The 19,828-nt window shown below is 76.4% G+C and carries 20 protein-coding genes and 1 pseudogene; 4 read left to right on the top strand and 17 right to left on the bottom strand.

The annotated features are described in order from the left end of the window. Nucleotides 1-294 precede the first annotated feature (294 nt). The 3 genes from ACGFI9_RS02165 (at nucleotide 295) to ACGFI9_RS02155 (ending at nucleotide 2,623) form a co-directional block, all read left to right on the top strand. Complete coding sequence (locus tag ACGFI9_RS02165; RefSeq protein WP_393173928.1) at nucleotides 295-1,497, top strand: cellulose-binding domain-containing protein; 1,203 nt, start codon at nucleotides 295-297, stop codon at nucleotides 1,495-1,497. 177 nt (nucleotides 1,498-1,674) lie between these two features. Then, the gene (locus tag ACGFI9_RS02160; protein WP_393173926.1) at nucleotides 1,675-2,127 is read left to right on the top strand and encodes a ribonuclease domain-containing protein; all 453 of its coding nucleotides are present in this window, start codon (nucleotides 1,675-1,677) and stop codon (nucleotides 2,125-2,127) included. Nucleotides 2,128-2,191: 64 nt separating this feature from the next. Then, nucleotides 2,192-2,623 carry a barstar family protein gene (locus ACGFI9_RS02155; RefSeq protein ID WP_393173924.1) on the top strand — a complete coding sequence of 144 codons (432 nt, stop codon included), beginning with the start codon at nucleotides 2,192-2,194 and terminating at the stop codon, nucleotides 2,621-2,623. A 439-nt stretch (nucleotides 2,624-3,062) separates the two neighbouring features. On the opposite strand, the gene ACGFI9_RS02150 is transcribed toward ACGFI9_RS02155, so the two are convergent. Both ACGFI9_RS02150 and ACGFI9_RS02145 read right to left on the bottom strand, forming a co-directional pair. After that, entirely contained in the window at nucleotides 3,063-3,830 is a 768-nt protein-coding gene (locus ACGFI9_RS02150) for an HD domain-containing protein (RefSeq protein ID WP_393175201.1), read from the bottom strand. 61 nt (nucleotides 3,831-3,891) lie between these two features. Continuing rightward, nucleotides 3,892-4,347 (bottom strand): ATP-binding protein, encoded by a 456-nt coding sequence (locus ACGFI9_RS02145; protein ID WP_393173922.1) that lies wholly within the window; start codon nucleotides 4,345-4,347, stop codon nucleotides 3,892-3,894. 235 nt (nucleotides 4,348-4,582) lie between these two features. Here ACGFI9_RS02145 and ACGFI9_RS02140 point away from each other — a divergent pair, with 235 nt between their 5' ends. Then, complete coding sequence (locus ACGFI9_RS02140) at nucleotides 4,583-5,218, top strand: DedA family protein (RefSeq protein WP_393173920.1); 636 nt, start codon at nucleotides 4,583-4,585, stop codon at nucleotides 5,216-5,218. A 178-nt stretch (nucleotides 5,219-5,396) separates the two neighbouring features. Here ACGFI9_RS02140 and ACGFI9_RS02135 read toward each other — a convergent pair whose 3' ends face one another. From ACGFI9_RS02135 to ACGFI9_RS02065, 15 genes and pseudogenes are all read right to left on the bottom strand, one after another. Continuing rightward, nucleotides 5,397-5,852: a hypothetical protein gene (locus tag ACGFI9_RS02135; RefSeq protein WP_393173918.1), complete on the bottom strand. Its 456-nt coding sequence runs from the start codon at nucleotides 5,850-5,852 to the stop codon at nucleotides 5,397-5,399. A gap of 11 nt (nucleotides 5,853-5,863) precedes the next feature. Beyond that, nucleotides 5,864-7,093, bottom strand: coding sequence for a DUF6745 domain-containing protein (locus ACGFI9_RS02130; RefSeq protein WP_393173916.1), 1,230 nt, complete (start codon nucleotides 7,091-7,093; stop codon nucleotides 5,864-5,866). A 242-nt stretch (nucleotides 7,094-7,335) separates the two neighbouring features. After that, nucleotides 7,336-8,826 carry a mannitol dehydrogenase family protein gene (locus tag ACGFI9_RS02125; RefSeq protein ID WP_393173914.1) on the bottom strand — a complete coding sequence of 497 codons (1,491 nt, stop codon included), beginning with the start codon at nucleotides 8,824-8,826 and terminating at the stop codon, nucleotides 7,336-7,338. Next, nucleotides 8,817-9,038 (bottom strand): annotated as a pseudogene (locus ACGFI9_RS02120) (hypothetical protein); the annotation flags it as partial. The gene ACGFI9_RS02125 and the pseudogene ACGFI9_RS02120, both read right to left, overlap by 10 nt. A 160-nt stretch (nucleotides 9,039-9,198) precedes the next feature. Further along, nucleotides 9,199-10,206: a LacI family DNA-binding transcriptional regulator gene (locus ACGFI9_RS02115; protein WP_393173912.1), complete on the bottom strand. Its 1,008-nt coding sequence runs from the start codon at nucleotides 10,204-10,206 to the stop codon at nucleotides 9,199-9,201. Between the two features lie 93 nt (nucleotides 10,207-10,299). Next, nucleotides 10,300-11,070 (bottom strand): hypothetical protein, encoded by a 771-nt coding sequence (locus tag ACGFI9_RS02110; protein ID WP_393173910.1) that lies wholly within the window; start codon nucleotides 11,068-11,070, stop codon nucleotides 10,300-10,302. Between the two features lie 18 nt (nucleotides 11,071-11,088). Next, on the bottom strand, nucleotides 11,089-11,562 hold the full coding sequence (locus ACGFI9_RS02105; protein ID WP_393173908.1) for a hypothetical protein: 474 nt from the start codon (nucleotides 11,560-11,562) through the stop codon (nucleotides 11,089-11,091). Between the two features lie 76 nt (nucleotides 11,563-11,638). Next, a complete protein-coding gene (locus ACGFI9_RS02100) occupies nucleotides 11,639-12,562 on the bottom strand; it encodes a hypothetical protein (protein WP_393173906.1) in 924 nt (307 codons plus the stop codon). Next, a complete protein-coding gene (locus tag ACGFI9_RS02095; protein WP_393173904.1) occupies nucleotides 12,559-13,266 on the bottom strand; it encodes a phage tail protein in 708 nt (235 codons plus the stop codon). The genes ACGFI9_RS02100 and ACGFI9_RS02095 overlap by 4 nt, the downstream gene beginning before the upstream one ends. Next, a complete protein-coding gene (locus ACGFI9_RS02090; RefSeq protein ID WP_393173902.1) occupies nucleotides 13,247-15,898 on the bottom strand; it encodes a putative baseplate assembly protein in 2,652 nt (883 codons plus the stop codon). The genes ACGFI9_RS02095 and ACGFI9_RS02090 overlap by 20 nt, the downstream gene beginning before the upstream one ends. Beyond that, on the bottom strand, nucleotides 15,895-16,338 hold the full coding sequence (locus ACGFI9_RS02085; protein ID WP_393173900.1) for a GPW/gp25 family protein: 444 nt from the start codon (nucleotides 16,336-16,338) through the stop codon (nucleotides 15,895-15,897). The genes ACGFI9_RS02090 and ACGFI9_RS02085 overlap by 4 nt, the downstream gene beginning before the upstream one ends. Further along, complete coding sequence (locus ACGFI9_RS02080; RefSeq protein WP_393173898.1) at nucleotides 16,335-16,673, bottom strand: hypothetical protein; 339 nt, start codon at nucleotides 16,671-16,673, stop codon at nucleotides 16,335-16,337. The genes ACGFI9_RS02085 and ACGFI9_RS02080 overlap by 4 nt, the downstream gene beginning before the upstream one ends. Continuing rightward, nucleotides 16,673-18,244: a phage baseplate assembly protein V gene (locus ACGFI9_RS02075; protein WP_393173896.1), complete on the bottom strand. Its 1,572-nt coding sequence runs from the start codon at nucleotides 18,242-18,244 to the stop codon at nucleotides 16,673-16,675. The genes ACGFI9_RS02080 and ACGFI9_RS02075 overlap by 1 nt, the downstream gene beginning before the upstream one ends. Further along, on the bottom strand, nucleotides 18,241-18,993 hold the full coding sequence (locus ACGFI9_RS02070) for a hypothetical protein (RefSeq protein WP_393173894.1): 753 nt from the start codon (nucleotides 18,991-18,993) through the stop codon (nucleotides 18,241-18,243). Before ACGFI9_RS02070 ends, ACGFI9_RS02075 begins: the two co-directional genes overlap by 4 nt. After that, the gene (locus ACGFI9_RS02065) at nucleotides 18,993-19,259 is read right to left on the bottom strand and encodes a hypothetical protein (RefSeq protein WP_393173892.1); all 267 of its coding nucleotides are present in this window, start codon (nucleotides 19,257-19,259) and stop codon (nucleotides 18,993-18,995) included. Before ACGFI9_RS02065 ends, ACGFI9_RS02070 begins: the two co-directional genes overlap by 1 nt. Nucleotides 19,260-19,828: the final 569 nt, after the last annotated feature.

Raw genomic sequence — 19,828 nt, 5'->3', positions numbered from 1 at the left:
CCCCGGGCGCGCGGCGGGGCCCCCCCCCGCCCGCGGGCCTGCCAAACACGGGGGGGGGGGGGGGGGCCCGGCGCCCCCCCCCCCCCCGGCGGGGGGGGGGGGGGGCGGGCCCCGCCCCCCCCCCCCCACCCCCCTTGCCAGGCATCGTCGAACATCACTACATTGGCCGGGGCGCGGTCGTCGCCCCGAGCCGGGCATTCCCCGTACGCGCCGTGGCGCGCGTGCGGCCACGCGAGGTCCCCGCAGCTTTCGCACCGCCGGCCACCGGCCGGCGGTCCGCCGAGAGGACCCTCGATGAGGATCTCCCACGCCCGCCTCGCCCCGCTCGCCGCGGCCATGGTCACCCTGGCTGCCGCCGTCGGCGTCGCCCCGCTGGTCGCCGGCCCGGCCGCCGCGGCCCAGGGGTGCCAGATCGACTACCGCCCCAACGAATGGCCGGGCGGGTTCACCGCCACGGTCCGCGTCGCCCCCGGCGACACCCCGCTCAGCGCCTGGACGGTCATTTGGACCTACCCCGGCGACCAGCGGATCACCGGCGCCTGGAACGCCGTGGTCAGCCAGTCCGGCACGACCGTCACCGCCCGCAACGCCGCCTGGAACGGCAGCGTGCCGGCCGGTGGCGCCACCGAGTTCGGCGTCCAGGGCACGGTGGGGCCCGCCGCGCCGGCCCCGACCGGCTTCACGCTCAACGGCGTCCCGTGCAACGGCGCCCCGCCCGCGCCGACCACCGCGCCGCCGAGCAGCCCCGTCCCGACCTCGCCGTCGCCCACCACCACCCCGTCGCCGACCCCGACCCTCCCGCCGCCGACCGGATGCGGGAGCGCGGTGCTCTGCGACGGCTTCGAGAGCCAGACCGGTCCGACCCCGGCGGGGGAGTGGAGCGTGGTCCGCCCCGACTGCGCGGGCGCCGGCACCGCCGCCGTGGACACCGGCACCGCCCACAGCGGCACCCGGGCGGTCCGGATCGACGGCGCCGGCGGCTACTGCAACCACGTCTTCGTCCGCGCGAACCGCGACCTCGGCACCCTCGGCGCCGTCCGCTACGGCCGGTTCTGGGTACGGCACACCACGGCGCTGCCGGCCGACCACGTGACCCTGCTGGCCATGACCGACGCCGCAGACGGCAACCGTGACCTGCGGATGGGCGGACAGAACGGGGCCCTCCAGTGGAACCGGGCGTCCGACGACGCCACCCTCCCGGAGCAGAGCCCGGCCGGGGTGGCGTTGAGCGTGCCGCTGCCCACCGGCCGCTGGTCCTGCCTGGAGTTCCTGGTGGACGGCGGCACCGGGCAACTGCGGACCTGGCTGGACGGAGTCGCGATCACCGGCCTGACCGCGGATGGCGTGCCGACCCACGACCTCGACGGCCAGTGGTACAACCGCACCTGGCGTCCGCAGCTCACCGATCTCAAACTCGGCTGGGAGAGCTACGGCGGCGCCGCGGACACCCTCTGGTTCGACGACGTCGCGCTGGGCACGACCCGGATCGGCTGCTGACCGGGTCCCCGGGCCGGGCGGGGACGTCCGGCCCGGGTGGCTCATCCATCGTTCACCGGGCATTGGGCAACGGTTTCCGCCGAGGGCTTGTCCGTCCGAGAGGATCACCGCCAGACTGGGGCCCGATCGGTAAAGCGACACCGATCGATGTCTAGTCGCCCAGACCGGGAGGACCCCTTGACCACGCTCGCGACCCCGCTCCGCGCCACCGGCGCCCGCGTACGCCGCATCCTCGGCGCGTTCGCCCTGCTCACGGCCATGGTCACCACCGGCCTCGTCGGCCCCTCGGTGGTGTCACCGAAGCTCGCCGAGCCCGCCCACGCCGCCGTCTACAGCTCCTGCACGATGACCCGCTGCACGGACGCCCGCGCCGCGCGCTCCGGCTGGTCCGCCAAGGGCTTCCCGACCACCCGCGGCTGGTACTCCTGGAGCGGCGGCCTGTGCAACTTCGCCGGCGGCCGGTTCTACAACTACGAGGGCCAGCTCCCCACCAACGCCACCTACTACGAGTACGACGTCTACCCGCGCGCCTGCGGCGCGTCCCGGGACGCGTACCGGATCGTGGTCAACAAGAGCACCGGGGCGACCTGGTTCTCGCCCGATCACTACGCGAACTTCTACCTGCTCTGACATGGTGTCGGGAGGTCGGGTCGCACCGGGCGGCCCGGCCGGCCCGACGGGAGAGGATGAACGGATGGCCGCAGCGGACCCGTACCTGCCGTCCTGGTTGGCCTTCGACGGCGGACCGGGCGCCGACCCGGCCGGCACCGCCCTGGGCGGGGCGGCTGCCCGCACCCGGTCCGGTCTCTTCGACGCGCTGACCGCGGCCCTGGCCCTGCCCGACCACTTCGGCCGCAACTGGGACGCGCTCGCCGACGTGCTCGCCGACCGGCTCGACGCCGGACCGCTCACCCTGGTCGTCCGGGACGCCGGAGAGCTGCTCGCCGACGAGCCGCCCGCGCAGCTGGGCACCCTGCTCGACGTGCTGGGCGGGGTCGCCGCCGGCGGGCACCACTCGCTGCGGGTGCTGCTGCGCGACCGGGCGGACCGGCTGCCCGCCCTGCGGCACCGGATCGCCGCCGCCCTGGGCGGCCACGTCGGCGCCCCACCCACCGACCTCTCCTGACCCCCCACTCCCCGCCGCCCACCCCGCCCGGCCCCGTCTGCCACGCCGGCCGTCTGCCGCGCCGCCCGTCTGCCACGCCCGTCTGGTGAGCATTCCTGGCTCGCGCCGTCCTGGCCCGCGCCGCCGTGGCCTGTGCGGCTCGACCGGGCGCGCAGGGAAGCGCCACGAGGCTGACTCGGCGCCGCGAGGGGCCTGTTTCTCGGAAAGAGTGGCTTCCGCTCGGGTGGTGGGCACTCTTTCCGTGTATTAGCGCGGACGTTGGGGCGGCGGATGCCGCCGCGGGTGCGGTGGTCCGGCGGTGCCGTCGTGAGGGGCCTGTTTCTCGGAAAGAGCGGCTTCCGCGCAGGTGGTGGGCACTCTTTCCGTGAACTAGCGCGGATCTTGGGATGACGGCGACGGCGGGGCGACGGTGGCGGCGGATGGGGCGGGAGGTGGGTGGTCAGTTGGGGTGGTCGAGGATGGCGCTGAAGCGTTCCTCGGCCAGGTCGAGCTGGGCGAAGATGTGCCGCTTCACCGGGGCGGAGAGCGGGGTGTCCGGCCGGGCGATCAGGTCCCGGAAGACCGGCACCAGCGGGCGGTACTTGGCGGCCGACCGGGCCACTTTCGGCCCTACCGTGTGGATCACGCCCACCCCGTTGTCGGTGAAGTCCGACACCTTGATCACCCGGGCCCAGGGCTCCCGGTCCAGGCTCGCCGCGACGTGCTCGCGGTACTGGACGTTCTTGTCGCGCCCCGGGTCGTACGCCGGGTTGGTGACCGCGGCGACCAGGCGGGCGACGCGCGGGCCGAACCGGTCGGCGAGCGCCGCGAGGGCCGCCGCCGTCGGGTCGTCGGCGACGGGTCGCGGCGCGGCGTCCGACGCGCCGAGCTGGGGCGGTCGCAGGGCGTCCAGGCCGGCCAGCTCGGCCGGGTGGTCCTCCACCGCGTCGTGCAGCAGGCCGGCGACGATCACGTCCACGTCCCGCACCTGGTAGTGGTGCATCATCCGGATCGCCACCCGGAGCAGGTGGTTGAGGTACGGCTCGCGTACCCGCCGGTCATGGCGGTGCAGGTCGGCGGCCAGTTCGAGGGCCGCTGTGAGCCGTTCCCGCGCGGCGTCGTCGAACGCCTCGATCTCCAGGCGGAACCGCGCCAGCAGGCCCGGTTCGCCGTGGATCTCGGTGATCGCGTGCATCGGCATGCTGGCCAGGTACGCGGGGAACTCCATGGTCCACTTATAGCGGATCTTCACTACCGGCTGGGGCCTGCCGTCGTCCACCTGACGGTTGTCAGCGGTCGCCGGAGAGCCGCTTCACCAGGCGTACGGTCGTCCCGTCCGGGGTGCCGACGATGGTCGCCTCATCCATCACCCGCGCCATGATCAGCCGGCCCCGACCCCGGTCGGTGCCCTCCCCGGCGGCGCTCTCCCGCCAGCCGCCGTGGTCGCGTACCTCAATCTCCAGCCGGTCGTCGCGCAGCTCCGCCCGGAGCGTGGTGATCCCGCCGGGGGCGAACCGGTAGCCGTGCTCGATGGCGTTGGCACAGGCCTCGCCGGTGGCGATGAGCACCGTCTCGACGTCCCACTCGTCCACGCCCAGGGCGTGCAACCAGCCGCGCAGCCGCTGCCGGGTGGGCGCGAGCTGCCCCGGGTCGGCCGGCAGGGTGAGGCTGAGGACCGGGCCCGGCCGGTGCGGGGGGACCCATTTCCCCTCGCCGCCGGTCTCGGCGGCGGTCCCACCCTCCACGTTCGGCCCCCTGTCCCGTGCCCGTCTCCGGGCCGGGGCGCTCGCTGTCACCGTCCCGTCCTCGACCATTGTCCCCGGTGCGGACGGGGTTCATTCCCCGACCCGGGGGTTGGTCCCCGGCGGTGCCCTCCCGGAGGATCATGCGGGGTACCTGCGGTGCCCGTCTCGGCGGACGGCCATCGGCGGGACGGGCGGACGGCCGGCGGGCCGGCGGGCGGCGGGCGACAATCGGCGGATGGACCGGGTGCTGAACCTGCTGGTGGCGCTGCCGCCCGCCCTGGTCCTGGCCCTGGTCTTCCTGCTGCCGGCGCTGGAGGCGTCGACCTTCCTCGGCCTGGTCGTGCCCGGCGAGGTCGCGGTGCTGGTCGGCGGGGTGCTGGCCCACGAGGGGCGGCTGCCGCTGTGGGCGGTGATCGTGGCGGCCGTCGCCGGGGCGGCGCTCGGCGACCAGGTCGGCTACCTGGTGGGTCGCCGCTACGGGAGACGGCTGCTGGCGCGTACGCCCCGCCGGTTCGTCCGCTCCGGCGAGCTGCGGCGAGCGTTGGACCTGATCCGCCGCCGGGGCGCGATGGCGGTGGTGCTCGGCCGGTGGGCGGCGGCGCTGCGCGCGCTGGTGCCCGGGCTGGCCGGGATGAGCGGCATCCCCCGCGGCCCGTTCACCGCGGCGAACGTGGCCGGCGGCGCGCTCTGGGCCGTGACCGTGGCCGTGCTCGGCTACCTGGCCGGCGCGTCGTACCGGGTGCTGGAGCGGCGGCTCGGCTGGGGCGGCGAGGCCGTGCTGGCCCTGGTGCTGCTGCTGGTGGCGGTGCGGGTGATCCGCTCCCGCCGGGCCGCCCGCCGGGAGCGGGAGGCGGCGGCCGAGCGGTCCTGACCGGCCCGCCCGCCGGCCCCGTCGGTCCGGCGGACGGCCCGGCCGGGCTCCCGCAACTCCCTTGCTCTGCAGCCACGCACGCAGCGGGCACCCCCGGAGGCGCCGCTGCGCCGATGGCTGCAGAGCAAAGGCGGGCGAGGTCCCCTCCCGGCGGCGCAGCGGCCGGAAGGGGAACGGATCAGTCGGCGACCAGGAAGTCGCCGCCACCCCAGCCCGTGCTGCGCTCGCGTTGCCGGCGGACCAGGTACGTCCCCGGCGCGACGCCGGAGCCGCCGTGCTCGGGGTGGACCAGGTACGTGGGCCCGGTGCAGCGCAGCACGCCGACGGCGAGGCGCTCCGGATCGGTGACGTCCGTGGTCCACCGGGCGTCGCCCGGTTCGGCGACCAGGGTGTGCGGGTTGCCGCCGGCCGCCCCGCGCAGCAGTTCCACCCCCTCCGGCGGCACCGGACGCCAGCGCGCCTGGGCCGCCAGGTGCACGTCGTCCAGCACGGCCAGCGGGACGACGATCAGGTCGCCCTGGGCCTGGAGGCCGTCGAGGACGGGAATCCGCACCTGCTGTTCGAGGTGGTCGAGCACGGTCAGGCCGGTACGGCCGGTCAGGTCGGCCAGGGTCAGGGGCATGGTCATGGTCATGGCGGTCACCTTCAGGTTCGGCGGAGGAGGAGGGCGTACTGCTGGCCGGTCAGGCCGTAGGACCAGCCGGCGGCGGCGACGGGATCGTCGAGGTGGGCGGGGACGGTGAGGCCGTAGCGGCGGCGCCGGCCGTCGCGCTCGACCGAGCCGTTGACGGCCAGCAGCACCCGGGCCGGGGCGCCCCACACCCGGCGGGGCAGGTCGTAGAGCTGGAGCCGGCAGCCCGGGTTGCCGGGGTCGGGCGCCTCGGCGACCAGCCGCAACCGCGCCTGCTCGAGGTACGCGTCCCAGCCGAGGTGTTCGATGGCGCACCGGCGTACCTCGACGTTGCGTTCCCGGGCGATCCGCTCGACGGCCGGCTCGTGGATCACCCAGCCCGGTACGGCGGTGCCGTGCCAGGAGTGGCCACCCCAGCCGTCGGCGTATCCGACGGCCACGCCGTGCCGGTTGTGGGTGCGGACCTCGCCGTGCAGGGCGCCCGGCGCCGCCTCGGTGTGCGTGACGGTGGTCCGTTCGGTCAGCACGCACACCCGCTCCCGCGGCCACCACCAGCCGCCGGAGCGGGCCACCTCGGCCCACAGGTCGAGGTGGCGTTCGTCGTCGGGAGCGAACACGCCCGGGCGGAGCCGCCGCCGGATGTCGTGGTGGGCCACCCAGGGCACGTCGTGCTGCCCGTGCCAGCGCAGGCCGGGCGGTTCGCCGACCGCCTCGGTCAGCGCGGCCCGCAGCGGGTCACGTACCGCGTCGTGCACGGATCGGCGCAGCGACTCGCGTACGCCGGCACGGAGCAGGTCGGCGAGGCTGGCGCCGGCGGCGAACGCCTCGGCGGGCGGCAGGGTGCGGGCCGCCCGCTCCCGGGGCCACCAGGACAGGCCGGCGGCCTCGGACCCGTCGAGCCGGTGGCCGAGCGCGGCCCACTCGTCGGCGAGCTGGTGTGCCACGTGCCACGGTGCGGACCCGTCGGGCGGGGTACCGAAGCGGACCGGGGGTTCGTCCAGCAGTTCGACGGCCTGCCGGGGGCTGGCCACCCAGTGGAAGCGGGGCCGGGGCCGGCTGAGCCGGGCGTAGAGGCCGGTGATGGCGTGCTCCGCACGCTCCCGGTCGGCGGGTGCGGTGCACAGCGCCGTCCGGAGCCAGTCGTCGCGGAGTTCCGCCGCCCGGTGCCAGCGGTCGAGGTGTGCCGCCGGGTCCCGGCTGATTCCGGCGCGGCGCCTGGCCCGCTGCCGGTTACGCGCGCTCATCGCGCCAGGGCGTGCACGCCCTTTCTCTCGATCATGGCGACGATGCTGGCAGAGACCGCCACGCTCCGCAAGGCGGTAACGGGCCGGCGCCCCGAGGGTGGGACGCCGGCCCGGTCCAGGGGGCGGTCAGCCGCTGATCCGGCCGGTGCCGGCCCCGGCGGTCACCGTGGACTCCACCGCGCTGGCGGCGTCCAGCGTGTACGCGGACGGGATCGGCGCGACGCTGCCGCTGTCCGGGCCGGTCACCGCGCACCGGCCAGGGTGGCCCGGACGCCGTGCCGCGTCAGGGCGGTCAACCAGTCGCTCACATCGGCCCGGACCTCGTCGTCGGCGGCCAGTTCGGCGGGGAAGACCTCGCGCAGGGCGAACAGGGCATCGACCACCCCGGCGGGGGTGTCCCGAGCGGTGGCGAGCGCGGCGCGGAGCCGGTCGGCGAGCGGGTCGTCCAGCGGCAGCGGGCGCCCGTCGTCGGCGTACCCGAGGAGGAAGCGCAGCCAGGCGGCCACCACGAGGGCGCCCCAGTGCGCGGACCGGCCGGCGGCGCGCAGGTCGGCGATGGTGTGCAGCACCCGCTGCGGCAGCTTCTGCGAGCCGTCCATGGCGATCTGGAGGGTGCGGTGCCGGATCGCCGGGTTGCCGAACCGGGTGAGCACCTCCTCCCCGTACGCCGGCACGGACACCCCGGGCGGCGGGGCGAAGCTCGGCGCGACGTCCTCGGCGACCAGCCGGCGCAGCACGGTGGTCAGCTGCGGCAGGGTGAGGGTCTCGGCGACGGTCTCCGCGCCGGCCAGGGCGCCCAGGTAGGCGGTGGCCGAGTGCACCCCGTTGAGGGCGCGCAGCTTCAGCCGCTCCCAGGGGCCGGCATCGTCGGTGAGGATCGCCCCGGCCCGCTCCCACGCGGGCCGGCCGGCGGGGAAGTCGTCCTCGACCACCCACTGGGAGTACGGCTCGGCGGCCACCGCCGCCAGGTCGGTGACCCCGAGCGCCCGCCGGGCGGTGTCGAGGGTCTCCGGGGTGCTGGCCGGCACGATCCGGTCCACCATGGTGCCGGGGAAGGTGACGTTGGCGTCGACCCAGGCGGCGGTCCCGTCGGGCACCCGCGCGAGGGCGAGCGCCTGGCCGACCAGGCCGCGCAGCCGGCGCCCGTTGGCGGGCAGGTTGTCGCAACTGACCAGGGCGATCGGGTCGGCGTCGGCGGCGGCCCGGGCGAGCAGCCCGCGGACCAGCAGCCCGGGCACGGTACGCGGGGGCCGGTCGGTGGTGAGGTCGGCGGTCAGCTCCGGGTCGGCGGTCAGCGCGCCGGTGACGGGGTCGAGCTGGTACGCCTTCTCGGTCACGGTCAGCGTCACCACCCGGATCGCCGGGTCGGCGAGCAGGCGTACCACGGCGGCGGGGTCGCTGGCCGCGTGCCGTACCCCGGCGAGGGCGCCGACCACCCGGGTGGCCGCGCCCTCGGCGGCGAGCGTGGTGACGCTGAACAGGGCGTCCTGCGCGGCGAGGGCCTCGACCACGGCGGTGCTGCGCGGCGCGACGCCGATGATGCCCCAGTCGCCGCCGGCCGCGCCGACCGCGGCCTCGGTGTGCACCGCCTGGTGGGCGCGGTGGAACGCGCCCAGTCCGAGGTGGACGATGCCGGCCGGTACGGCGCCGGGGCGTAGCAGCGGCCGGCAGGCCACGGGCAGCCGGCGCAGGGTGGCCAGGCCGAGTCGGTCGGTGCCCACGGTCAGCGCCACGCCGGGCCGTCCGGGAAGCGGAAGTGGGCGACGGACTCCGGTCGCATGGTGGCGCTGTGGCCGGGGGCGGTGGGCAGGACGTACTCGTTGAGGGCCCGGGCCGGGCTGACGTGATCGCTCCCGGTGACCTCCCGGTCGAGCCGGCCCCGGCTGCCGTTGACCATCACCCGGTAACCCTCCCACGGGGCGTCCGCGAGGTGGTAGGTCATCGTCGGCGGGGGAGCCGTGCGCCCGGTCGTAGTCGCGGGCGTAGCCGCCGGGGTACGGGTGGTGGCGGTCGGCTCGGCCCTCGCGGACCCCCGGCAGATCCCCCGCCTCGCGGCCCTCGTCACCAGCCAGGGCTGAGTCCGGAACTCCCACGATGCCGGCCGGTCAGGCGCGAGCGGGGGCGAGGCTGTCCCGGCGGACCAGTTCGGCGGGGAGGGTCTCCACCCGGTCCCGGTCGGCGGCCGGGTCGAGGGCCAGGGTCATCGCCCGGGCGCCCAGCTCCGCCAGGGGCAGCCGGACCGTGGTCAGCGCGGGCGTCACGTCGGCGGCGATCGGCATGTCGTCGAAGCCGACCACGGACACCTCCGCCGGCACCCGCACCCCGCGCTCGTGCAGCACGGCCAGGGCGCCGACCGCCATCGAGTCGTTGAGCGCCACCACCGCGGTCAGCCCCGGTACGTCGTCCAGCAGCTCGGCCGTGGCGCGCGCCCCGCCCTCGCGGGTGAAGTCGGCGTACCGGATCCGCTCCCGGGGCAGCGGCCCGGCCAGTCCCTCCTGGAGGCCGGCGAGCCGGTCGCTGGTGGTGGTGAGGGTCGCCGGCCCGGCGAGCACGCCGACGACGCGGTGACCGAGCCGGCGCAGCTCCGCCCCGAGCAGCCGGCCGCCCGCGGCGTTCGCCGGCAGCACCGCGTCGCCCCGGTGCCGGTGCCGGCCGATCACCGCCACCCGTCCGCCGGTGGCCGCGTACGCGGCGAGCCGCTCGTCGATCAGCGCGTTGACGCCGTCGTCCTGGTAGCCGGAGCCGGCCAGCACGATCGCGGCGACCTGCTGGGCACGGAGCAGGTCGACGTACTCCAGTTCCCGGACCGGGTCGCGGTAGCTGTTGCAGATGATGACCAGCCGGCCCCGCTCGGTGGCGACGCGCTGCAGCCCCCGGGTGACCTCGGCGAAGTACGGGTCGGAGACGTCGTGCACGACCACCCCGACCACGCTGCGCTGCGGCCGGGCCAGGAGCTGGGCGTGCGCGTTGGGGACGTACCGCAGCTCGGCGACGGCCTTGAGCACCCGCTCGCGCAGATCGTCCGCGACCGGCTTGCTGCTGCCGTTGATGACCCGCGACGCGGTCGCGGGGGAGACGCCCGCCCGGCGGGCGACGTCGGCCAAGGTCGCCATGCCACCCCCTTGCTCACCCGGTCGCCGAGAGGCTACCGCAGGACCCGGGGGGAAAGCCCTTGCCTGATCGGCGGAGCTCACGTCCGCCGGCGGTCAGCGGGTACGGGCGGTGGGGCGGGAGGTGGTGGCCGTCGTCCGGATCGCCTTGACGATGGCGGGGATGGAGCCGATCAGCAGGACCAGGGCCCAGACGAGCGCCACCACGGCGAAGACCAGCGCGCCGAGGTCGTCGGTGATGCTGACCAGGATCCCCGGCACCAGCCGGTGCAGGAACTCCAGCACCACCGTGCAGAGCAGGGTGGTCAGCGCCAGCAGCACCAGGCCCTTGTTCTGCAGGAAGCGCGGCTGGGCGAGCAGCAGCAGGCCGCCCCACACCAGCTTGAGCAGCAGCACCAGGCCGAGCAGCGCGGAGGCCTCGCCGACCGGGAAGAACCCCCACAGCGCCAGGTACGCCAGCGTGCCGAACGGCACCGACAGGAAGAGCGAGACCATGATGGTCAGCTCGACGAAGGCCACGATCAGCAGCACGAACGACACGATCAGCAGCACGATCGAGAAGATCAGGGTGGCCACCCCCTGCACCCGTCCCTGGATCCGGTCCGGCACCACCAGGCTCAGGCTGAACAGCCCGGTGGTCCAGAGCGCCACCACGTCGATCAGCGCCAGGTGGCCGGTGCCCCGCCCGGACGGCTCCGCGACCGCGCCCACGTCGCCCACCTCGACGCCGAGCCGGCCGGCGCTGTCCCGCAGCGCGCCGCCGGCGTCCCCGCCGCCGGTGAGCAGCGCCGCCCCCAGTTCCAGCCCCACCACCAGCGCGACCGCGAGCAGCGCCAGCAGCAGGAACGGTTTGCGCAGCTCACCCATGGCGTACCTCCCCGCCGGTCAGGACCGGGCGACGGTGACCGTGCATCCGTCACCTCCCGGGCAGCCCAGGACCACCTCGGTCCTCCGGTCGACGGCCACCGTCGCCTCCGCCGTACCGTCGTCGCCGGGCGCCACCTCGTCGTGCACGGTGAGCTGCGCGCCCCGCGGCGCCGGGGCGGTCACCTCGAACGGCGCCCGGCTGCGCAGCACCAGGGTGCGCAGGCCACCCGGGTCGGCGACGCGCAGCACGCAGCCGGTGCGGAAGGTGACCACGGTGCCCGCCACGGACGGGCTGGGCGGCGCCGCCGGCGGCGCGCAGTCCACCTCGACGGTGGCCGGGTCGACGGCGGTGCCGCCGCCGAGCCGGGTCAGCCAGCCGGGCCGGGCGGCCGGATCCCCCCGGTCGTGCCGGCCGCCGCCGACCGCCACCAGGTAGAGCACCACCAGCAGCCCGGCCAGGACCGCCAGCAGCAGCTTCTGCCGCCCGCTCATGCCCTCGCCGCCCCGCCGTCGGCGGCGCCATGTGGCACCAGCGCGCTGAGTTGGCTGATTCGCTCGCTGCGCTCGCTCATGGCGCCAGGACCTGGGTGAAGCGGATCTGGTCCACGCCGGCGAAGTACCGGTCGGTGCCCTGCGTCTTGCTCACCGCCACCAGGGTGACCTGGTGCGGTCCCTTGTTCAGGGTGACCGTGCCGACGTCGATGAAGTCGGTCTTCACCACGGCCGGGGTGAAGCCGAAGAAGGTGTCGCCGACCTGCCGGCCGTCGATCAGGAAGATGGTGTTGGCGTAGTCGAACGACGTGGTGCGCACGGTGGCGAAGCGCCAGGTGCCGTCGGCCGGCAGGTCCACGGTGACGGTCACCCGGTCGCCCACCGACCGGCCCAGGAAGAACAGCTGGGCGTCGCCGGACCAGGTGACCAGGCAGCAGTTCTTCTGCTCCACCACGCCCGCCGCGACCGGACCGGCCGACTGCACCGTGGCGCCGGCCACCAGGCTCTCCGCCTCCAGGGTCACCTCGCGCGCCTGCGGCGGGGGCGGTGGCGGGTCGCCGCCGCGGGTCACCAGGAAGGCGACCACCCCGACCACGACCAGCACCAGCGCCGCCGCGGCGGCGATCCACGGCCACGGCGTGCGCTTCGGGGGTACGGCGGCTTTCACGTCGTACGTCACCCGGCCGCTGGACCGGGAACTCTCCTCCGGCGCGGTGTTCGCCGAGTACGCGAACCCGGTCATGTCGTAGCGCCGGGGTGGGGTGCCCGGCGGCACGGTGAGGCGGACCAGGAAGGACACCGAGCCCTGGCCGGGCACCACCCGCTGGGGCTCGGCGACGGTGAACCAGCCCCGCTGGGTGCCCTCGCCGGGCGCCACGTCGAAGACCACGGTGTCCGGCGCCGTGCCCGGGTTGGAGACGGTGAAGGTCAGCTCGCCGCTGTTGCGCGGGTCCAGGGTGAACTGCTCGGCCGCGGCGACGACGGCCCATTCGGTGGTCATGACGGCTCCTCCACGGCTGGTGACGGGGTACGGGGAGAGGGAACGTGCGCCCGGCCGACCGCGCGGACGCTCGCGACCCCGGGTGCCGCGGGCGACGCGTCGGGCTCAGCCGGCGCGGGCCGGTCGTCGGTCGCCGCCGGCGCCAGCGGGACGGCGCCGGGGCCGGGCGGGTCGGGGCCCGGGTCGGCCGGGTCCCGGGCCGGACCGGGGACGATCTCGACGGTGACCGCCGCAGGCTTCTCCGCCTCGACGATCCGGGTGATCACGGCGAGCTGGTCGGCGGCGACCGGCGGCACCCGGACCACGACATGGAACGGCCGGTCCGCCGGCTCGTCGAGCACGAATCCGGTCACCCCGGTGGCCAGCTCCAGCGCGGTACGCATCCCGTACGGGGTGCCCCGCCAGCGGGCCAGCAGGGCGCCGTGCGCGACCAGGTCCCGCAGCCGGCCCACCGGCAGCGGCAGCGGCGCGTCCGCCCGGGGCGCGGCGATCACGTGGTCCATCGCCACCCAGCGGGTCAGGTACGCCACGAACCCGTCCGGCGTCCGGTACGGCGCGAAGAGCGCGTCGACGTCGGCGAGCACCGCCTCGTCCGGGGCGTGCAGCGCCTCCATCACGTCCAGCAGCGCGCCCAGCACGCTGCCCGGGCCGGCGGCCCGCTGGTACGCGGCCGGCAGCAGCCGCTCAATCGCCGCTCGGCGCATCCTGCCGCACCACCTCGATGTCGTGCTCGCCGGAGCAGAGCAGCCAGGTGCCGGGAACGGTGACCACGTCGGCGGTGGCCTGGTTGGCGCTGGCCGCCCAGTCGACCGCGTCGCCGCTGCGGTAGACGCCGCGCTCACCACCGGCGAGGATCAGCCGGTCCGGCCCGGGGATCGCGGCGATGGCGTCGACCGGGACGAACCGGGTCCGGTCCCGCAGCGGTAGGCCGCAGTTGACCATCACCGGCTGCCACTGCGGCTGCGTGGCCAGGGTGTCCAGCCGGACCACGCCGCCGCTCTGCGTGGCGGCGACCGCCAGGGTGCCGCTGAACGCGAGGTCCCGGCAGGTGCCGCCGATCCAGCCGGCCTGCACCGCCTGCCACTTGACGTCGGACTCGAACAGCCGGGTCCGGTGGCAGCCCTGCCCGGGCTTCTTCGGGTCCGGTTCGCCGGCGCCGCTCCACAGCAGGGTGGCCGGCCCGTCGTACTGCACGGCGAGGACGCGGTTGTCCACGTTGGCCAGCCCGACGTGGGCGAAGGTGCCGGGCCGGCCGGCGGCGGTGGAGAGGTAGACCCCGTACCCGGCCTGCGCGGCCACCGCGACCCCGGGCGCGCCCCGCTCCGAGACGAACGCCCGGACGGCGTAGAAGCCGCGGTCGGCGTCGGCCGGGTCGACCAGGATCTGCAACGGCACCGCCCCGGGCAGCAGGGAGACCTCGAACAGCCCGGTGTCGGTGGCCAGCAGCAGCGCCCCCGCGCCGTCCCGGTCGATCCAGGCCAGGTCCTGCACCCGGGAGTCCAGGTCGGTCAGGAGGGTCCAGGTCTCCCCGAGGTCGGTGCTCAGCCGCACCCGGGAGCCACCGGAGTCCCGGGTGGTGACCACGGCCACCGAGCCGGCCCGGGGCACGATGCCGGGGCGTACCGGGGCCGGTGCGGGGACCACCCGGACCACGGTTTCCGCGTCGAACCGGCCGGCCGGCTCCCAGCCCGCCCCGGCGTTGGTGGAGCGGAACAGGACCGGCCCGCGCCCGGCGTACCAGGTGCCCGGCTGGTACTGGTCGACGGCGAGGGTGCGCACCTGCCCGTCGGGCGCCTCGTCCACCACGAACCGGACCGACTCGACGTACCGCACGCCCGGCTCGGCGTGCTCCAGCATCCGGTACACGTTGGAGGCCCGCAGCGGCTCGCCGAACGCCCAACCGGTCGGGTTGAGCGGGGTGGGCAGCGGGCTGAGCGTCTGGTGCAGCCGGTCGTGGATGCGGCGGCGGACCGCGTCGACGTCCTCCTCCCGCCGGACCACCACCCGCGCCCGGATGGAGACCGCCTTGTAGCGGGCCCAGCTGGCCCGCACCGCGGTGCCCAGCGCCCGGCGCCGCTCCAGGTCGGCCTCCACCCCGCGCCGGGCCTCCGCCACCTCGTGCTCGCGCAGCACGTCGACCGGCAGCCGGCCGCTGGGGCGGGCCTGGTCCGGCACGTACGGCACCAGCACCACCTCGACCTCCCCGGGCCGGGCGAAGCTGTAGACGGCGGCCCGGGTGAACGCCCGGGCCCGGGCCACCGCGCCGGATCCGGCGGCGAGGATCTCGTAGTCCCGGGCGGTGACGGCCCGCTGCTGGGCGAAGAACTCGTACGGTCCGCGCGCCAGGGCCGACTCCAGCGCCTCCAGGTCCCGGCCGCCGCCGGCCGGCGCCGGGTTCTCCACCTTCAGCCCGGGCAGCGGGTCGCGCAGGCTGGTCAGCGTGCCCGCCGCCACGTTCCCGGCCGGCCCGCCGCCGCACCGGTACCAGAGCCGGATCTGCCGCCCGGCGGGCGGCACCGCCGCCACCGTGGTCGGCCCGCCCGGCGACGCCCCGGGCCGGCCCGCCGGCCCGCCGGAGCCCGGGCCGGACGCCCCCTCGACGCCCGCCCCGGACGGCGGACGCAGGTCCAGCGCGGGCGCGAAGGTGACCACCCCGGAGGCGCGGTCGACCAGGTACACCTTGGCCTGCGGGCCGACGCCGGCGAAGCTGTCCACCGGCCGCCAGATCTCGTACGTGCGCCCCTCGTGCTCGCGGGCCGCCGCGCCCAGCTCCACCGCGCCGGTCGGCACCTCCACCCCGAGCAGCAGGTCCAGGGCCTCGGCGGTCCGGGCGAGCGGGGCCCGCGCGGCCCGGAAAACCTGGCCGGCCTGCCCGGTGCCGGTGCCGAGCAGCTCCGCCTCGACCGGCTCGCAGTGGTGCATGCGTACCGTCACCTCGGTTTCCCCGGCGGGCAGCAGGGCCGGCTCGGTGGTGACGAAGACGACCGGCCGGGGGTCGGCGCCGCGGGCGGCGGCGACCCGGGTGCCGGCGGGGATGCGGACCGCGCCCCGGTCCGGGCCGGTCCGGCTGAACCGGACGTCCGCCCAGGCGGCGGTGGGCGGGTGCCGGGCGACCCCGAGCAGGTTGAGGAAGGCCACGTACGCCTTCTCCGGCAGCTGGTTCAGCCGGTAGATCATCACCTCGGTCAGGTACGCGAACGCCTCCAGCAGCGCCATCCCCGGGTCGTGCGCGGACAGGTCGGTCCAGTCGGGGCAGGACCGGCGGATCCGTTCCCGCGCCTCGGTGACCAGGTCGAGGAAGGCGCGGTCGTCGAGGTGCGGCACCGGCAGCGTCATGAGCTGACCTCCTCGGCGTGGTCGTCCGGGTCGTCGTCGGGCAGCAGGTCGACGGAGAACACGAGCTGGCCGGGGGAGAGGCTGGCCCGCACCCGGTAGTCCAGCCGGATGACCAGCCGCCACGGGTCGTCCGGGTCGGGCCCGGCGTCCACGTCGATCACCTCGACCCTGGGCTCCCACCGCCGGATGGCCTGCCGGACGTAGTGGATGGCCAGGCCGGCGGTGGTGTCGTCGTTGGGGGCGAAGACCAGCCGGTGCAGCCGGGAGCCGTACCCGGGGCGCATCAGTCGCTCCCCGGGGGTCGTCGACAGCAGCAGGAACAGGGCCTGGCGTACGGTCTCGTCGCCGTCGGTCATGGCGAGCCCGCCGGCGGCGGTCAGCGCGAGACCGCCTGCGCGCCCGGCGTCGAAGCCGGCGCCGACGAAGCGGAAGGCCCTCATGCGTCGGCCCCCAGGAAGGTCTGCCGCGGGTCGCGGACGGTGTGGTGGACCAGCCCGGGCGGGGTGCCGTCGGTGAGCCCGTCCAGGTTCGACAGCACCACCCGGTGGCCGTCCACCCGCAGCCAGGCGCTGTAGCCGACGCTCACCGCCAATGTGGTGGCGCAGGGTTTGATGGTTGGGCCGTAGTTCGGGCAGGCGGTGATGTCCCGCCCCTCCGGGTCGGCCTCGACCAGCACCGGCACGCCCCGCACGGTCACCCACCGCTGCGAGGGACGGTTGGCGACCCGGCCGTCGTGGTCGCAGGTGATCAGCGAGTCCCGGTGGATCCAGCGCATCAGCCACCTCCGTGGGCGCGGGCGAGGGAGCGGGCCTGGGCGGCGGCGGTGTCGGGGTCCTCGGTCGCCGTCGCCTGCAGGAAGTCGACCGTCCGGGCGCGGACCACCATGGCCCGGCCGGGCGCGGAGAGCACCAGGTCACCGGCCGCGTGCACGGTGGTCAGCTCGGGGCGCAGCTCGACGAAGCTGCCCGCGTCGGTGGCCAGCCGCAGGGTGCGCCCGTCGTCGTCGATGACGATCGACTGGCCGGTGCCGGTCCGCATCGACCAGCGCCGGGACCGGCCGGACACGATCCCCGCGTCGTACGGCTCGATCGCGCCGAAGAGCGAGCCGAGCACGATGCCGGACGCCGGCTCGCCGCCGGGCAGGGCCACCAGCACGGTGTCCTCCGGGTCGGGCAGCGCGACGATGCCCTTGCCGCGGCCCGCGCCCGGGCAGACCACCGCCAGCCAGCCCGCGTCCAGGTCCCCGTACGCGGGCAGGGTCACCCGGGCCCGGCCGAGCCGGTCGGGGTCGTCGACGTCGGTGACCGTGCCGAGGGTGACCGTGGCCGGGGCGGGCGCGGCGGCCGGCGGCGGCTCGGGCGGTTCGGTGGAGAAGCGGGTCAGGTGGCCGTTGGCGTCGACGGTGTGCACCACCTCGGTGAGCACGTACACCCCGGCGACCGGGTCGGGGACGCCGGCCAGCGCGATCCGCCGGCCGGGGCGCAGCGCCGGGTCACCCTCGGCCGTCCCGGTCACGGTGACCAGGGCGGCGACCCGGGCGTCCAGTCCGGCCTGGGCCAGCGCGGCCAGCTCGTCGTCGCTGCGGCCGGGCTGGTCGACGACGGTACGGACCCCGTCCGCCCCCACCTCGCCCGGCTCGGGACGCAGCGGCACCCGCCGGCCGGAGCGGGCCTCGTCGGCCTGCTGGCGCAGCGGCTCGGCGCGCTGCGGGTGCCAGCCGAGGGCGACGCTCTCCCCGCCGGCCCGGTCCAGGTTCTCCGCGATCCGCAGCGCGTGCACGGTGTCGCCGAGCGCGAGGGGGACCGGGTCGCCGTACCCGTCGAGGGTGAGCAGGCGCAGCCGGTCGCCGTCGACCGCCAGGTGCAGCCCGGCCCGGCCGGTGACCTCGCGTAGCAGCTCCAGGTCGGTGTGCCGGTGCTGGAGCAGCCGGTCCAGGCGGGGTCCGTCGCTTTCCGCGTCGACGGTCAGGCCGAGGTCGGCGCAGAGCGCCGTGGCCAGGTCGGCCGCGGTCACCGACTCGAACACCCGCAGCTCCTGCCGCTTGCGCAGCCGGTGCAGCGGGTCGTACGCCCGGATCCGCAGCAGGGCGGCGCCGTCGGCGGCGTACTCCACCTCGACGCCGGTCACCTCGCCGGTGAACAGGGCGTCGGGTCGGCCGTCCAGGCGTACGTCGAGGCGGGCGCCGGGGCGTACCGGCGGGTCGAGGGCGGCGGCGCCCGGCGCGGTGGCGAGGGTGAGCTCGCACTGGGTGGGCTGGTCCAGGCGGGCGGCGACCCGCACGCCGCGCAGCCGGCGCGGGTCGGCGAGCGGAGTGCCGTCGACGGTCACGGTGGTGGCCCGGTTCACGGCGCACCTCGGGTCCCGGCGGGCGGCGTGGCCACCGTGGCGGTGACCGGCGGGACGGCGAGGGCGGTGCCGGACGGAACGGTCAGCGGGTCGCTGATCCGGTTGTGCTCGGCGAGCAGCCGCCAGCGCAGGGGCGAGCCGAGCGCGTCGTGGGCGAGCAGGTCGAAGCGCACCCCGGACCAGCCCGGCTCGGCCGCGCCGTCCGCCGCGGCGACCACGGCCGAGCCGGGCGGCAGCGGGGTGCTCGCCGCGGCCAGCTCCTCCTCGAAGCCCGCCTGGGCGGACTCGGCGTTCTCGGCCACCCGGACCAGCTTCAGCCGCAGCCAGGAGCGGCGGGGGGTGCCGGTGCGGGTGAACGCGTCGAAGCGTTCCGCGATCGCCACGATCACGCCGGGCACGTTCCACGTCTTGCCCCAGACCAGCCGTACCAGCGGGGGGCGCAGCCAGCCGTGCTCGACGGTGGAGTTCTCCGCCAGCATCCACAGCGGACGGGTGAGGGCGCGGACGTCCTCGGGGCGTACCTGGGTCTCCACGAAATCGGTGTCGAAGAGCAGGTCCAGCACCAGCTCGGTACGCCCGCCGCCGGTGAAGACCAGCGGGTCGTCGGCCAGGCCCACCCCGGTGAGCTGGCCGTCCGGGGCGCCCCGGGGGCGTACCCCGGCGAGCCGGGTGACCTGCACGGTCTCCGGGTTGAGCAGGCAGTCCACCCGGGTGCCGGACTCGTCCACGAGGAAGGCGACGCGTTCCATCACCCACCCGCCTGTTCCCGGTCGAGCCGGCGCAGCCGCGCGGCGTCGGGCACGCCCACCGCCGGCAGCCACAGCTCCCGGTCGTCGGGCAGCGCCGGCCACGGGTCCCGCCCGGGTCGGCGTTCCGCCCCGGACGCGGCGAGGGCTCGGCCGGGCCCGGCGACCTCGTCGGGCAGTGCCGGCCAGGGCCCGTCCGTCGTCCCGATCCACTCCGGACCCCGCGCGGCGGCCGGGGGGCCGGCCGCGCCCACCCGATCGCTGCGCACCGGGTGCGGGTGCGGGTGTTGTTCTCTGAGCGAGGACAGACGCACCCGAAGATCCGGCGCTGGCACGCGGCCGGGCCGCGGCGGGTCGGCGGGGGGCCGAACCTCCTGCCGCTGCGAGTGGGGCGGCCCGCCCGGCGGGCGACCCGGTGACACCGGCCGGTCCGGTCGGGGGTGGTCGTCGTCCGGCCCGGCGCGGGGTGCCGGGGGTTGCGGCCGCTCCGCGTCCCCGCGGTGCCCGGCCGACCCGCCGGAATGCCGGCCGAGAGACCACGCGACATCGTGGCCGGACCCCGACCGCCGGGCGTTGCCAGTGGGCGCGGACCCGGGGTGCCCGATGCCGTCCGCGGTCGGCGGGGTGCCATCGCCGTGACGGGACCGGGCGCGCTGCACGCCAAGGGGCGCGGAGGCTCCGGTGAGGCCCACGGGCGGCTGGTCGCTGCCGCCCGCTCCGGGGGTCCGGCTCCGTCCGGACGCTCCCGGGCCGGCTTCCGGTTCGGTACCGCGATTGGCGAGGTCCCAGCGCACGTCGCCGTTCTCCTCGGGCGGTTCGGCGGGATCCGGCGGAACCC

The organism is Micromonospora sp. NPDC048930 (assembly GCF_043197935.1).
Classification (GTDB): Bacteria; Actinomycetota; Actinomycetes; order Mycobacteriales; family Micromonosporaceae; genus Micromonospora.
This window is presented reverse-complemented; position numbering and strand designations above follow the sequence as displayed.

Excerpts from the sequence above, each read along its gene's own strand:
- ACGFI9_RS02165 (WP_393173928.1), top strand. The coding sequence starts at position 295 with ATGAGGATCTCCCACGCCCGCCTCGCCCCGCTCGCCGCGGCCATGGTC.
- ACGFI9_RS02155 (WP_393173924.1), top strand. The coding sequence starts at position 2,192 with ATGGCCGCAGCGGACCCGTACCTGCCGTCCTGGTTGGCCTTCGACGGC.
- ACGFI9_RS02150 (WP_393175201.1), bottom strand. The coding sequence starts at position 3,830 with ATGGAGTTCCCCGCGTACCTGGCCAGCATGCCGATGCACGCGATCACC.
- ACGFI9_RS02140 (WP_393173920.1), top strand. The coding sequence starts at position 4,583 with ATGGACCGGGTGCTGAACCTGCTGGTGGCGCTGCCGCCCGCCCTGGTC.
- ACGFI9_RS02135 (WP_393173918.1), bottom strand. The coding sequence starts at position 5,852 with ATGACCATGACCATGCCCCTGACCCTGGCCGACCTGACCGGCCGTACC.
- ACGFI9_RS02130 (WP_393173916.1), bottom strand. The coding sequence starts at position 7,093 with ATGAGCGCGCGTAACCGGCAGCGGGCCAGGCGCCGCGCCGGAATCAGC.
- ACGFI9_RS02115 (WP_393173912.1), bottom strand. The coding sequence starts at position 10,206 with ATGGCGACCTTGGCCGACGTCGCCCGCCGGGCGGGCGTCTCCCCCGCG.
- ACGFI9_RS02110 (WP_393173910.1), bottom strand. The coding sequence starts at position 11,070 with ATGGGTGAGCTGCGCAAACCGTTCCTGCTGCTGGCGCTGCTCGCGGTC.
- ACGFI9_RS02105 (WP_393173908.1), bottom strand. The coding sequence starts at position 11,562 with ATGAGCGGGCGGCAGAAGCTGCTGCTGGCGGTCCTGGCCGGGCTGCTG.
- ACGFI9_RS02100 (WP_393173906.1), bottom strand. The coding sequence starts at position 12,562 with ATGACCACCGAATGGGCCGTCGTCGCCGCGGCCGAGCAGTTCACCCTG.
- ACGFI9_RS02095 (WP_393173904.1), bottom strand. The coding sequence starts at position 13,266 with ATGCGCCGAGCGGCGATTGAGCGGCTGCTGCCGGCCGCGTACCAGCGG.
- ACGFI9_RS02090 (WP_393173902.1), bottom strand. The coding sequence starts at position 15,898 with ATGACGCTGCCGGTGCCGCACCTCGACGACCGCGCCTTCCTCGACCTG.
- ACGFI9_RS02085 (WP_393173900.1), bottom strand. The coding sequence starts at position 16,338 with ATGAGGGCCTTCCGCTTCGTCGGCGCCGGCTTCGACGCCGGGCGCGCA.
- ACGFI9_RS02080 (WP_393173898.1), bottom strand. The coding sequence starts at position 16,673 with ATGCGCTGGATCCACCGGGACTCGCTGATCACCTGCGACCACGACGGC.
- ACGFI9_RS02070 (WP_393173894.1), bottom strand. The coding sequence starts at position 18,993 with ATGGAACGCGTCGCCTTCCTCGTGGACGAGTCCGGCACCCGGGTGGAC.